General features: G+C 61.9%; 11 protein-coding genes. 9 read left to right on the plus strand and 2 right to left on the minus strand.

What is annotated here, in order from left to right:
* The first annotated feature begins 89 nt into the window (after positions 1–89).
* Positions 90–2267, plus strand: a complete 2178-nt coding sequence (locus BFN10_RS14590; RefSeq protein WP_071490272.1) for a malate synthase G — start codon at positions 90–92, stop codon at positions 2265–2267.
* A 149-nt stretch (positions 2268–2416) separates the two neighbouring features.
* On the opposite strand, the gene BFN10_RS14595 is transcribed toward BFN10_RS14590, so the two are convergent.
* Positions 2417–2863 carry a response regulator gene (locus BFN10_RS14595; protein ID WP_058426679.1) on the minus strand — a complete coding sequence of 149 codons (447 nt, stop codon included), beginning with the start codon at positions 2861–2863 and terminating at the stop codon, positions 2417–2419.
* A gap of 246 nt (positions 2864–3109) precedes the next feature.
* Between BFN10_RS14595 and BFN10_RS14600 the strand changes: the two genes are divergently transcribed.
* The 8 genes from BFN10_RS14600 to BFN10_RS14630 all read left to right on the plus strand — a co-directional run bounded on the left by BFN10_RS14600 (position 3110) and on the right by BFN10_RS14630 (position 11877).
* Positions 3110–5032 (plus strand): putative nucleotidyltransferase substrate binding domain-containing protein, encoded by a 1923-nt coding sequence (locus BFN10_RS14600; protein WP_170856044.1) that lies wholly within the window; start codon positions 3110–3112, stop codon positions 5030–5032.
* Positions 5029–5736, plus strand: coding sequence for a 3'-5' exonuclease (locus tag BFN10_RS14605; protein WP_071490274.1), 708 nt, complete (start codon positions 5029–5031; stop codon positions 5734–5736). Before BFN10_RS14600 ends, BFN10_RS14605 begins: the two co-directional genes overlap by 4 nt.
* A gap of 133 nt (positions 5737–5869) precedes the next feature.
* The gene (locus BFN10_RS14610; RefSeq protein ID WP_071490275.1) at positions 5870–6388 is read left to right on the plus strand and encodes an RNA polymerase sigma factor; all 519 of its coding nucleotides are present in this window, start codon (positions 5870–5872) and stop codon (positions 6386–6388) included.
* Positions 6385–7365 (plus strand): FecR domain-containing protein, encoded by a 981-nt coding sequence (locus tag BFN10_RS14615; protein ID WP_071490276.1) that lies wholly within the window; start codon positions 6385–6387, stop codon positions 7363–7365. Before BFN10_RS14610 ends, BFN10_RS14615 begins: the two co-directional genes overlap by 4 nt.
* Before the next feature lie 85 nt (positions 7366–7450).
* Positions 7451–9880, plus strand: coding sequence for a TonB-dependent siderophore receptor (locus tag BFN10_RS14620; RefSeq protein WP_071490277.1), 2430 nt, complete (start codon positions 7451–7453; stop codon positions 9878–9880).
* Positions 9881–9945: 65 nt separating this feature from the next.
* Positions 9946–11040 carry a PepSY-associated TM helix domain-containing protein gene (locus tag BFN10_RS14625; protein ID WP_071490278.1) on the plus strand — a complete coding sequence of 365 codons (1095 nt, stop codon included), beginning with the start codon at positions 9946–9948 and terminating at the stop codon, positions 11038–11040.
* The gene (locus BFN10_RS29265; protein WP_092242210.1) at positions 11037–11213 is read left to right on the plus strand and encodes a hypothetical protein; all 177 of its coding nucleotides are present in this window, start codon (positions 11037–11039) and stop codon (positions 11211–11213) included. Before BFN10_RS14625 ends, BFN10_RS29265 begins: the two co-directional genes overlap by 4 nt.
* 34 nt (positions 11214–11247) lie before the next feature.
* Positions 11248–11877, plus strand: coding sequence for a glutathione S-transferase family protein (locus BFN10_RS14630; RefSeq protein WP_071490279.1), 630 nt, complete (start codon positions 11248–11250; stop codon positions 11875–11877).
* A gap of 186 nt (positions 11878–12063) precedes the next feature.
* Here the strand turns inward: BFN10_RS14630 and creD are convergent, their stop codons facing one another.
* Positions 12064–13437, minus strand: a complete 1374-nt coding sequence (gene creD, locus BFN10_RS14635; RefSeq protein ID WP_071490280.1) for a cell envelope integrity protein CreD — start codon at positions 13435–13437, stop codon at positions 12064–12066.
* Positions 13438–13482 lie beyond the last annotated feature (45 nt).

Genomic DNA, 13482 nt, shown 5'->3' on the forward strand with positions numbered 1-13482 from the left:
AACCGCAAGTCATCATGTAGTATGCCCAACCGTGCACTACATAATGAAAATCTGAAAAAGCGCATAAGCTCCGCAGAGTGAGGCAAGCAATGACTGAACACGTTCAAGTCGGTGGCCTGCAGGTCGCCAAAGTCCTGTTCGACTTCGTGAACAACGAAGCCATTCCCGGTACCGGCATCACTGCCGACCAGTTCTGGGCCGGTGCCGACAAGGTCATCCACGACCTGGCACCGAAGAACAAAGCCCTACTCGCCAAACGCGACGATTTCCAAGCGCGGATCGATACCTGGCACCAGACTCACGCAGGTAAAGCGCACAACCCCGTGGCTTACAAAGCCTTCCTGCAAGACATTGGATACCTGCTGCCAGAAGCCGCGGATTTCCAGGCCACGACCCAAAACGTCGATGACGAGATCGCCCGCATGGCCGGCCCGCAGCTGGTGGTGCCCGTGATGAACGCGCGCTTTGCCCTCAACGCCTCGAATGCGCGTTGGGGCTCGTTGTATGACGCCCTGTACGGCACCGACGCCATCAGCGAAGCCGACGGCGCCGAGAAGGGCCAGGGCTACAACAAAGTCCGTGGCGACAAGGTGATCGCCTTCGCCCGCGCCTTCCTCGATGAAGCCGCACCGCTCAGCGCCGGCAGCCATGTGGATTCGACCGGCTACAAGATCGTCGATGGCACGCTGATCGTCAGCCTCAAGGGCGGCAGCAACAGCGGCCTGCGCGACGACTCACAACTGATCGGCTTCCAGGGTGACAGCGCCCAGCCGATTGCGATCCTGTTGAAACACAACGGCCTGCACTTCGAAATCCAGATCGACGCCAACACCCCGGTCGGCCAGACCGACGCCGCCGGCGTCAAAGACGTGCTGGTGGAAGCCGCGCTGACCACCATCATGGACTGCGAAGACTCCGTCGCCGCCGTGGATGCCGACGATAAAGTGGTGATCTACCGCAACTGGCTCGGCCTGATGAAGGGCGACCTGGCCGAAGAAGTGTCCAAGGGCGGCAAGACCTTCACCCGGACCATGAACGCCGACCGCGTGTACACCGGCGTAAATGGCCAGGACGTGACGCTGCATGGCCGTTCGCTGCTGTTCGTACGCAACGTGGGTCATCTGATGACTATCGACGCGATCCTCGACAAAGACGGCAACGAAGTGCCGGAAGGCATTCTCGACGGGCTGATCACCAGCCTGGCCGCGATCCATAGCCTCAACGGCAACAGCAGCCGCAAGAACAGCCGCACCGGTTCCGTGTACATCGTGAAACCAAAGATGCACGGCCCGGAAGAAGCCGCGTTCACCAACGAGCTGTTCGGCCGTATCGAAGACGTGCTGAAGCTGCCACGCAATACGCTGAAAGTCGGGATCATGGACGAGGAACGCCGCACCACGGTCAACCTCAAGGCCTGCATCAAGGCCGCCAGCGAGCGCGTGGTGTTTATCAACACCGGCTTCCTCGACCGTACGGGCGACGAGATCCACACCTCCATGGAAGCCGGCGCGATGGTGCGCAAGGCGGCGATGAAGGCGGAAAAATGGATCGGCGCCTACGAAAACTGGAACGTCGATATCGGTTTGAGCACCGGGCTGCAAGGCCGTGCGCAGATCGGTAAAGGCATGTGGGCGATGCCCGACCTGATGGCGGCGATGCTCGAACAGAAAATCGCCCACCCACTGGCCGGTGCCAATACCGCGTGGGTGCCATCGCCTACGGCGGCGGCGCTGCACGTGTTGCACTACCACAAGGTCGACGTGTTCGCCCGCCAGGCCGAGTTGGCCAAGCGCGAGCGCGCGTCGGTGGACGACATCCTGACCATTCCCCTGGCCAGCAACACCGATTGGTCTGACGAAGAGATCCGCAACGAGCTGGACAACAACGCCCAGGGCATCCTGGGTTATGTCGTCCGCTGGATCGACCAGGGCGTCGGCTGCTCGAAAGTGCCGGACATCAACGATGTGGGCCTGATGGAAGACCGCGCCACCCTGCGTATCTCCAGCCAGCACATCGCCAACTGGCTGCGCCACGGCATCGTCGACGAAGCCCAGGTGATGGAAAGCCTCAAGCGCATGGCGCCGGTGGTGGACCGTCAGAATGCCGGGGACAAGTTGTATCGTCCGCTGGCGCCGGATTTCGACAGCAACATCGCGTTCCAGGCAGCGGTGGAGTTGGTGATTGAAGGGACCAAGCAGCCGAACGGGTACACCGAGCCGGTGTTGCACCGTCGGCGTCGGGAGTTCAAGGCTAAAAACGGCCTGTAAATGAAAAAGCCCTGATCGAGAGATCGGGGCTTTTTCTTTGGGGTTGTGGTGGCTGAACTGGCGCTATCGGGGGCAAGCCCCCTCCCACAACTAATAGAACATGTGGGAGGGGGCTTGCCCCCGATGAGGCCGTTATAGCCACCGCAGAATCAGGACGCCATCCCCAACTCCCGCTTCACCATCTTTGCCAATTTCACGCTATCAATCGGCTTGAGCAAAAAGTCCACTACGCTCAAGTGCATCGCATCGATCACGTCCGGCGCTTCGGCGTCCCCCGACATGATGATGATCGGCAACGCCGCCCGGGTGGATTCACGCACTTGTCGGATCAGTTCCAGGCCATTGCTGGGCGCCATGCGCAGGTCGGTGATCAACAAACCGATAGAGCTGCTGGACTTCAACAAATCCCACGCTGCCTCACCACTGTCGGCGGTCATGCAGCGAATACCGTCCAGCCCCAGGATTTCCGCCAGCAGTTCACGCGCGTCCTTGTCATCGTCAACAATCAACACGCGTTGTGGCGGTAAATCAGGCTCCAGCATCACGGCGCTCAGCGCCTCACGCTCGGCATCGCTCAAAATATCGTGGTCGGACATACGGTTCTCAGCAATTCTCATCTAGCTCCCAGCACACTCGTCAGACATCTGCGGAAGGGCGATCAATGTGCACTTCGTCGGAAAGTTTGACTAGTGGGTGTTCTACGGGGTTTGGACGATAGTCATGTAAGGTTTTTCCCTAGTTCTATGGTGTTTTCAGCGACCTAGACTTACGTCCAATGGGCACCCGCTGCGCAGGAGTCGACCATGAGGGACGATAACGACAAAAAAACTGCGGTCACTGTTATGAGTAAAGCTGATGCCTACGCCCAGGCGGGGAAAACTGCTGTACTGCAAAATATCCACGGCACCCTGCAATTCCTGCAACGTTTCCCGCCGTTCAACCAGATGGAAAACGCGCACCTGGCGTTTTTGGTGGAACAGTGCCAGTTACGCTTCTACAGCCCCGGCGACAGCATCCTCAAACCGTCGGGCGGCCCGGTAGAGCATTTTTATATCGTCAAGCAGGGTCGCGTCGTGGGCGAGCGGCCGGACAGCGCCGAAACCACTTTTGAAATCACCACGGGCGAATGCTTCCCCCTGGCAGCCCTGCTCGGCGAACGGGCCACCCGCACCGAGCACAAGGCCGCCGAAGACACCTTCTGCCTGCAACTGAACAAACCGGCGTTTATCAAGCTGTTCGCGCTGTCCAGCCCGTTTCGCGACTTTGCCCTGCGCGGCGTCAGCAGCCTGTTGGACCAGGTCAACCAGCAAGTGCAGCAAAAGGCGGTGGAAACCCTCGGCACTCAATACTCCCTGAACACTCGCCTGGGTGAATTGGCCATGCGCCACCCGGTAACGTGCAGCCCCACCACACCGCTGCGCGAGGCCGTTACGCTGATGCATGAGCAGCAGGTGGGCAGTATCGTGATCGTCGATGAACACAAAGCGCCCCTGGGGATTTTCACCCTGCGCGACCTGCGCCAGGTGGTGGCCGATGGCACCAGCGATTTCAGCCGGGCCATTGAAGGCCATATGACCCAGGCACCGTTTTTCCTGACCCCGGACCACAGCGCCTTCGACGCGGCCATCGCCATGACCGAGCGGCATATCGCCCATGTGTGCCTGGTCAAGGAGCAGCGCCTGTGCGGCGTGGTGTCCGAACGCGACCTGTTTTCCCTGCAACGGGTGGACCTGGTGCACCTGGCGCGCACCATCCGCAACGCACCGCGGGTAGACAACCTGGTAGCGATTCGCGGCGAAATCGGCCAATTGGTGGAGCGCATGCTGGCACATGGTGCGTCGTCCACCCAGATCACCCACATCATTACGCTGCTCAACGACCACACCGTGTGCCGGGTGATCGAACTGACCCTGGCCGAGAAAGGCGACCCCGGCGTGCCGTTCAGCTGGCTGTGCTTTGGCAGCGAAGGCCGCCGCGAGCAGACGCTGTATACCGACCAGGACAATGGCATCCTGTTCGATGCCAAGGACGCCGCCGAAGCGGCCGAGATGCGTGGCCGGCTGCTGCCGCTGGCGCAGCAGATCAACCAGAGCCTGGCGCTCTGCGGGTTCAGCTTGTGCAAGGGCAATATCATGGCCGGCAACCCGGAGTTGTGCCTGTCGCGGGCTGAGTGGGCGCGCCGTTTCGCAGCGTTTATCCGCGAGGCCACGCCGGAGAATCTGCTGGGTTCCAGTATCTATTTCGATCTGCGGGTGGTGTGGGGCGACGAGCGTGGCTGCGAGCAACTGCGCCAGGGCATTCTGGATCAGGTCGCGGACAACCGATTGTTCCAACGCATGCTGGCCGAGAACGCGTTGCGCCAGCGCCCACCTGTAGGACGCTTCCGCGAGTTTGTGCTGACCCGTAAAGGGGGCGAGAAAGCCACCCTCGACCTCAAGGTGCAGGGCCTTACGCCATTTGTGGACGGCGCGCGCCTGCTGGCCCTGGCCAATGGCATCCACGCCAACAACACCTTGGAGCGCCTGCGCCAACTGGTGGTCAAGGAAGTGATCGAGCCCCTGGACGGCGCCGCCTACGAAGAGGCCTACCACTTTATCCAGCAAACCCGCATGCAGCAGCACCAGTTGCAGACCCGCGAGAACCAGCCGTATTCCAACCGCGTCGACCCCGACAGCCTCAACCATCTGGACCGGCGCATCCTGCGGGAATCCCTGCGCCAGGCCCAACGCCTGCAAAGCAGCCTGACGTTGCGGTATCAGCTGTGAGCTTGTTCAACTGGCTGCGTACGAAAAAACCGGGGCTCGACAGCACGCAACAACAGCGCCTGGAGCAACTGTGCAAGCCTTCGCCTCTAGGCAACGAACCTTTGCGCAGCCAGCGCTGGGTGGTGGTGGACCTGGAAACCAGTGGCCTGAACCTCAATCGCGATCAGGTGCTGTCCATCGGCGCGGTGGTGATCGAGGACGGTGCGGTGGACTTCTCCCAGATGTTCGAACGCACCCTGCAACGCGCCGAGACCAGACTCAGCCCCAGCGTACTGATCCACGGCCTCGGCCCCAGTGCCATTGCCGCCGGCAGCGACCCGGCCGAGGCACTGCTGGATTTCATGGAGTTCGTCGGCGACAGCCCTTTACTGGCCTTCCATGCGCCATTCGATCAACACATGCTGTGCCGGGCGCTCAAGGACAGCCTGGGTTACCGCCTGGCCCACCCGTTCCTGGACGTGGCCGACATCGCCCCTTTGCTGTGCCCCGACGCGCATATCCGCGAGGCCGGGCTGGACGACTGGATCAACCATTTCAACCTGCACGTGGGCGAGCGCCATCACGCCAGCGCCGATGCCCTGGCCACGGCAGAGCTGATGCTGATCCTGTTCAGCCGCGCACGGGCGCAGCACATCGACACGCCACAGGCGCTGCTAGAGCGTTTGAGCCAATGGAAACGGCGTAAACACGCGCCCTCTTTCTAAGGCCGCCGATCCTTGTGGTGAGCAGGCTTGCCCCGGTACAAACCGACAGACGCCAATTGCGCCCACCCCACGGCTCTGACACAATCGCGAATAATTCTCGTTAGTTTAAACATCGCGTTTACCAGGTGATGCCTTGTCGTCGATCCAGAACCCACGCAGTGAGCTTGTTGGTGCGTTGTATCGCGACCATCGTGGCTGGCTGTTGGCCTGGCTTCGACGCAACGTCGCCTGCCCGAGCCGTGCCGAGGATTTGAGCCAGGACACCTTCACACGTCTGCTCGGCCGTGATGAGCTGCGCGAACCCCGCGAGCCACGGGCCTTTCTGGTGGCGATCGCCAAGGGCCTGTTGTTCGACTACTTCCGCCGCGCCGCCCTGGAGCAGGCGTATCTCACCGAACTGATGCTGATCCCGGAAAGCGAACATCCCTCGCCGGAAGAACAGCAACTGATCCTCGAAGACCTCAAGGCCATCGACCGTCTGCTCGGCAAGCTGTCGAGCAAGGCCCGCGCCGCCTTCCTCTATAACCGCCTCGACGGCCTGGGCCACGCGGAAATCGCCCATCGCCTGGGCGTATCCGTACCCCGGGTGCGCCAGTACCTGGCCCAGGGTATTCGCCAATGCTACATCGCGCTGTATGGCGAGCCGCTGTGACGGTGATCAGCTCCAAACCCGTGTCGGCCCGCGTGCTGGATGCGGCGATTGCCTGGCAGCTGTCCCTTGATTCAGGCGACGGCAGCGCCATTGAGCGCGAAGAGTTCGATAAATGGCTGGCCAGCGATGAAGAGCACGCCCGCGCCTGGCGCCAACTGGGCATGCTCGACCAGCGTTTCAGCATGGCCTCGGGCCCGGCGCGGGTGGCGTTGTTGCAATCGCGCGAAGGCATCCGCCAACGCGTGCGCAAGCTGGGCAGTGGGCTGGCGAGCATTGCACTGGTGATCGGCCTGGCGTTGTTTGCAGGCGAGCGCTATGTGCCGATCCACTATTGGCTGGCCGACCAACGTACCGCCACGGGTGAACAGCGCACGCTGAAGCTGGCGGACGGTACGCTGATCAACCTCAATACCCACAGCGCCATCGACGTGCGTTTTGATGAAAAACGTCGCCTGATCGTATTGCAGGAAGGCGAGATCCTGGTCGAGACCGGCCATAACGATGCCCGCCCGTTCTATGTGCAAACCCGCGACGGCAGCCTGCGGGCGTTGGGCACGCGGTTCATCGTCAAGCGCGAAGACGACGCCACGCGCTTGAGCGTGCTGCAATCGGCGGTGGCCGCCCAGCCCGAGGCGCTGCATCAGGAGCAAATCTTCAAGGCCGGCCAGCAAGTGCTGATGCGCAGCGACGGCCTCGGCCCACTGCTGGCCGTTACCCCCGCCACCGACGCCTGGACCCGCGGCATGCTGGTGGTGGACAACGCCCGCCTGGGCGATGTGATCGAGGAATTGAGCCGCTACCGCACCGGTTACCTGGGTGTGGATAAAAACGTGGCCGACCTGCGCATCACTGGCAGCTTCCCATTGCGCGACACCACGCTGGCGCTTAATGCGCTGCTGCCGACCCTGCCGGTGCAGATCGAGCAGCACACGCCGTGGTGGGTGACGGTGACTGGCAAGGCACCTGCCGCCAAATAAAAAATATTTCCCCCCGCCCTATCACTTTCTGATTCTCGTTCGGCACATAGGCAATTGCGAATTACTTCCATTCAGGAGCCGCCCTATGTCCCGCACGCTAGACACCTTGTTGCGCCCCAGCCTGTTAGCCGTGGCCATTGCCCTCGGCGCCCCGCTGGCCAGCACGTCGCTGATCGCCGCCGAACAGGCGTCCAGCGTGCGCGCCTACAACCTGCCGGCGGCGCCACTGGCCAGCACCCTGAACCAGATTGCCAGCCAGGGCGGCCTGGCACTGACTCTCAGCCCGGCACTGGCATCGGGCAAGACCTCGGCGCCGGTCCAGGGCCAGTTCGACGCACCCGGCGCGCTGCGTGAGGCGTTGCGAGGGACGGGACTGCAGTTGGAACAAAGCAGTGCGGGAACCTACACCCTGGTGGCAATTCCGGAAGGCATCGTAGCGTTGCCGACCACCAATATCACCGGCCAGGACAGCTATGAAAGCGCCTGGGGCCCGGTCGACGGCTACCTGGCCAAGCGCACCGCCGCCGGCACCAAGACCGACACGGCGTTGGTCGAGGCGCCGCGCTCGATCTCGGTTGCCACGCGCCAGCAGATGCAGGACCGCAACGTGCAGAACCTGGACGATGCGGTCAAATACATGCCCGGCATCGTGTCCGCCAGCTACGGCAGCGACACCCGCTACGACTGGATGCGCGTGCGCGGCTTCGAACCAACCCAGTTCCTCGACGGCCTGCCGCTGCCACGCGGGGTGTACGCCAACCCGAAAGCCGAAACCTGGAACCTCGACCGCCTCGCCCTGCTGCGCGGCCCGGCCTCGTCGATCTACGGCCAGACCCCGCCGGGCGGTTTGCTGGACATGGTCAGCCGCCGCCCCAGTGCTGAATCGAGCAATGCCGTACAGGTGCAATACGGCAGCGACAACTACCGCCAGATCAACTTCGCCAGCACCGGCAAGATCGATGACGAAGGCCAGTTCCTCTATGGCCTCAGCGGCGTGGTGCGGGATGCCGGCACCCAGGTCGACCACATCGATAACAAGCGCTACAACATTGCGCCCAGCCTGACCTGGAACATCGACCCGGACACCAAGCTGACCTTCCTGTCGCAGTTCACTCGCGACGATACGGGCGCCACCAGTCAGTTCCTGCCTATCGTGGGCACCAAGATCAAATCGCCATTGGGCGATGTGTCCCACCACAAGAACCTGGGCGACCCGGACTACGAGTTTTACGACCGCACCTATTACGCGTTGGGCTATGCGTTCGAGCACCGCTTCAACGACACCTGGCAGTTCAAACAGAACCTGCGCTACACCAAGTCGGAGCTGTCGTTCCAGCAACTGACCGTGGGCGCTTATGCCTATTACCCGGTTGACGCTGCCGGTAACATCGGCCGCACCTCGACCAACGTCGACGAGAACATCGGCCAGTTCGCAGTCGACAACAACTTCCAGGCAGACTTCGCCACCGGCGATGTCACGCATACCCTGCTGCTGGGCCTGGATCACCAGCGTACCGATACGTCATACCTGTCGATCTACGGCGGAGCAGGCACCGTCAACATCTTCAATCCTGTAAACACCACGCCGGTCGTACGTCCTCCACGCTCCGATGCGTTTTACGATTACAACCAAAAAACCATCCAGACCGGCCTCTACGTACAAGACCAGATGGCCTTGGACAATTGGCGCCTGACCCTGGGCGGTCGTGAAGACTGGGTCCATCAGGGCACGACCTACTTCAATAAGAACGACGTCACCAACACCGACCGCAGCAAGAACTTCAGTGGCAACGCAGCGTTGAGCTATGTGTTCGACTCGGGCTTTGTGCCGTACTTGTCCTACGCTGAATCTTTCCAGCCAGCGAGCAACGCCAGCGTAGACCCACTCAAATCGTACAAGCCAACCGAAGGCAAGCAGTGGGAACTCGGGATCAAGTACCAGCCACCCGGTTCCAACACCCTCTTGAGTGCGGCGGTGTATGACCTGACCCAGAAAAACGTACTGGTCACCAGCACAGGTGCAGGCGGCCAGGCGGTCACCGACCAGACCGGCGAAGTGAAAGTCAAAGGCCTGGAGTTGGAAGCCGTGTCTGACGTGACCGAAAACCTCAAGGTGATCGCCGCCTACACACTGGCCAAATCCGAAGTCCAAAAAGGCGACTTCAAAGGTAACCGCCTGCAACTGATGCCAAATCAGCAAGCGTCGCTCTGGACCGACTACACCTGGCACACCGGTGTACTGGACGGCTTCGGTATCGGCTTCGGCGCGCGCTACACCGGCAACACCTACGGCGACCAGGGCAACACCTGGCTCGGCAAAGCCAACGCCTACACCGTTTTCGACGGTGCGGTGCATTACGACTTGGGTCGCCTGGACAACAGCCTCAAAGGCGCCTCGGTCAAACTCAATGCCACCAACCTGTTCAACAAGGACTACATCTCCACCTGTGACGGTTCCTACTGCTACTTCGGCGACCAACGCAGCGTCGTCGCCAGTGCCACCTACCAGTGGTAATCGGCTGAGTTAACCACCGGGCCGCCCCAATGGGCGGCTTTGGTGTGTCTGAAGGTTGAAAAAACATGAAAAGCAAAACCATCCGCCGCTGGTCCTTCATCCACACCTGGACCAGCCTGATCTGCACGGTATTCCTGCTGCTGCTCGCCCTCACCGGCCTGCCGCTGGTGTTTCACCACGAGATCGACCACCTGCTGGGCAACGAGCCCGAGCTGGCGCAGATGCCCGTCGACACGCCGCAGCTCAACCTGGAGCAACTGGTCAGCGCCGCGCAGGCCCATCGCCCCGGCGACGCCATGCAGTACCTGGCCTGGGACGAAGACAACAAGAACGGCGTGATCGCGATCATGGCCGCCACCGCCGGCACCGAGCCCAACTCGTCGCACACCTTCCTGCTCGACGCGCGCACCGGCCAAGCCATGGAAACCCCGGCGGCCAACGGCGGGTTCACGATGTTCCTGCTGCGCTTGCATGTGGATATGTTCGCTGGCCTGCCGGGCAAGTTGCTGCTGGCGTTCATGGGGGTTCTGTTTGTGCTGGCGATCATCTCCGGCACGGTGCTGTACCTGCCGTTCATGCGCCGCCTGAAATTCGCCACCGTGCGTCAGGACAAATCCACCCGCCTGCGCTGGCTCGACCTGCACAACCTGATCGGCGTGGTCACCCTGACCTGGGCGCTGGTGGTGGGCGTGACCGGCGTGATCAGCGCCTGCGCCGACCTGATCATCGCCGCCTGGCGCCAGGACAGCCTCAGCGCCATGATCGAGCCTTACAAAAACGCCCCGCCCCTGACTCAACGCGCCCCGGCCACCGAACTGCTGGCGATTGCCGCCAAGGCCGCCCCCGGCATGGAGCCGGACTTCATCGCCTTCCCCGGCACACGCTTTTCCAGCGAACACCATTACGCGGTGTTCATGAAAGGCAGCACCCACCTCACCTCGCATTTGCTCACGCCGGTACTGATCGACGCCAGCACCCTGGCTGTCACCGCCGTCGCCGAACGGCCGTGGTACATGGACGCCATGGGCATGTCCCAGCCGCTGCACTTTGGCGATTACGGCGGCATGCCGATGAAGATCCTGTGGGCGGTGTTGGATGGGCTGACCATCATCGTGCTGGTGAGCGGGATCTACCTGTGGATCGTAAGGCGCCGAACATGAAGCCACGTCAGTCGAGTTTCTGGAAGGTCTTCGGGATCCCTCTGGGGATCGGCCTGCTCAGCGCCGCCGGGTTGTTTGCGGCGCTGCTCGGGGATGGGCTGTGGGATTCGCTCAGTTGGCTCGGGCTGGGCATCCCCGCTGCAATTGGTACTTGGGCCTTGATCAAACGGTGAGATAGATTAGCGCAGCCCATTCAGAGGAATGCCCATGTCCGCTCCCAGCATGACCTTGTTCCACAACCCCGCGTCACCGTTCGTTCGTAAGGTTCGCGTGCTGCTGGCTGAAACCGGCCAGCAGGATCGCGTCGCCCTGTACGGCTGCATGCCGACCCCGGTCAACCCGGATGCGCAGGTGGTAGAAGGCAACCCCGTGGGCAAGATCCCGGCCCTGCGCCTGGCCGACGGTTCAGTACTGCACGACAGCCGGGTGATCCTCGATTACGTCGACCACCAGCACGCCGGCACCCCGCTGATCCCCCGCGACGGCTCGGCCCGCTGGCGCCGCCTGACCATGGCCTCAATGGCCGATGGCATCATGGATGCCGCCGTGCTGGTGCGCTACGAAACCGCCCTGCGCCCGGCGGAAAAACACTGGGACCAGTGGCTCGACGAACAGCGCAACAAGATCCGTCGCACCCTCGCCGAGCTGGAAGCCGATGCGATTGCCGAACTGGCCAGCCATTTCGATATCGCCGCCATCAGCGTGGCTTGTGCCCTGGGTTACCTCGATTTCCGTCACCCGGATATGCAATGGCGCCTGGACAACCCGCAGCTTGCCGCCTGGTACGCCGAGGTCAGCCAGCGGCCTTCGATGCTGGAAACCCAGCCACCGACCTGATGTTCACACCGACCCCATGTGGGAGCGGGCTTGCCCGCGATCGCGGTATGTCATTCAGCACAGCTGTTTCTGAACCACCGCTATCGCGGGCAAGCCCACTCCCACATTGAACGGCGGTGGTATTGAGGAATGTAGCGATCCTTGCGGCTAATTGCGCCCCCACTTGCTGATCCTCGCGTAACCCGATCATTGCACCGCCTCCAGGTCAAACATCAACGGCTCGGCCGCCTTGCGCTTGCCCACGCCATACCAGTCCAACTTGCGCGTCAACACCATCACCGTGCCCAGCAGGCCGAACAGCAGCAACGAGCCCATCAGCAACGCGTAGTCCTCGGCACTCAATAACCCGTACAGCAAGCCATACAACGCCGCCACCCCCGCCGAGAAGCCCAGCCCGTGCGCCACGCTGCGCAGCACATGGCACACATAGAAGCCGATCAACAGCACACAGGCACTGGCCGAGATCAGGTAGGCCAGGGCAAATCCGATGTGCTCGGACAACGACAACAACAGCAGGTAGAAGAACGCCAGCGCAAAGCCCACCAACGCGTACTGCACCGGGTGCACTGCCAGGCTCTTGAGCACTTCGAACAGGAAGAAACCGGCAAAGGTCAGGGCGATGAACAGCAGCGCATATTTGATCGCACGGTCGCTCTTGAGGTACTGGTCCACCGGATCGATGAAGTTCACGCCGAAGCTGCGGTTGTTGAAGTCATTGCAGCCCTGCCCGTCCAGGCAGGTTTGCAGAGCCTGTTCGAGGTTGGTGGAGAAGAATGAGGTCTGCCAGCTGGCGGCAAACCCCTTATCGGTGACCTCACGTTGCGCCGGCAGGAAATTGCCGATAAAGCTGGGGTGCGGCCAGTTGGAGGCGAGTGAGACCTGGCTGGTCTTGCCCACCGGCACCACTTGCAATTGCTCGGTGCCTTGCAGGCGCAGGTCGAAGGCAAAGTCCACGACACTGGGCTTTTTGCTGTCCTGCTCCGGCAGCGTCACGTGCACGCCTTCACCCAGCCAGTCCACCTGGGAGCCCGGTTCGAACTCCAGCTGCTGGCTGCCCAGCTCCAACTTCAACGCATTTTCGATGCCGCGAATATCGCTGATACCCACCGCGAGAAACGCCGGTTCAAAGCGGTAATCGGCGAAGTCTTCGGTGATACCCAACTGCGCGGGCAATTCGAAACGCCCGCTGATGCGGTTGTCAGCATGGAACAGTCGCGCCTGGTAGATGCCGCGTGCGCGCAGTTCGGTCTGCACCTTGCCGTCGAGTTCAAAACGGTCCGGCAGGAAATACAGCCGGCCGCGCTCTTCACGGGTGACTTCGTAGCGCTTGTTGAGTTTTTCGTTGAGCTTCCACTCGCGGACGGTCTTGCGATACGGCACCACCATCACCGGGCCGGTGAGGCGCTGGGCGTAGCTGGAGCTGCGGGCGATGTCCATCAGGACGCCGTCGCGCAGTTGCTGGCGGTCGCTGATGATCCCGTTGATCATCAGCAACGGAATCAGCAACAGCAGGATCAGCAGCGCAATCGCGCCAAGTTTGAAAAGCAGGCTGCGGTTCATGGGTCTCTCCCTGTTTGGATGGAGGAGAGTCTGGGCAGCCTGTGT

Source organism: Pseudomonas extremorientalis, assembly GCF_001870465.1.
Classification (GTDB): domain Bacteria; phylum Pseudomonadota; class Gammaproteobacteria; order Pseudomonadales; family Pseudomonadaceae; genus Aquipseudomonas; species Aquipseudomonas extremorientalis.

Excerpts from the sequence above, each read along its gene's own strand:
- BFN10_RS14590 (WP_071490272.1), top strand. The coding sequence starts at position 90 with ATGACTGAACACGTTCAAGTCGGTGGCCTGCAGGTCGCCAAAGTCCTG.
- BFN10_RS14595 (WP_058426679.1), bottom strand. The coding sequence starts at position 2,863 with ATGTCCGACCACGATATTTTGAGCGATGCCGAGCGTGAGGCGCTGAGC.
- BFN10_RS14600 (WP_170856044.1), top strand. The coding sequence starts at position 3,110 with ATGAGTAAAGCTGATGCCTACGCCCAGGCGGGGAAAACTGCTGTACTG.
- BFN10_RS14620 (WP_071490277.1), top strand. The coding sequence starts at position 7,451 with ATGTCCCGCACGCTAGACACCTTGTTGCGCCCCAGCCTGTTAGCCGTG.
- BFN10_RS14625 (WP_071490278.1), top strand. The coding sequence starts at position 9,946 with ATGAAAAGCAAAACCATCCGCCGCTGGTCCTTCATCCACACCTGGACC.
- BFN10_RS29265 (WP_092242210.1), top strand. The coding sequence starts at position 11,037 with ATGAAGCCACGTCAGTCGAGTTTCTGGAAGGTCTTCGGGATCCCTCTG.
- BFN10_RS14630 (WP_071490279.1), top strand. The coding sequence starts at position 11,248 with ATGTCCGCTCCCAGCATGACCTTGTTCCACAACCCCGCGTCACCGTTC.
- creD (WP_071490280.1), bottom strand. The coding sequence starts at position 13,437 with ATGAACCGCAGCCTGCTTTTCAAACTTGGCGCGATTGCGCTGCTGATC.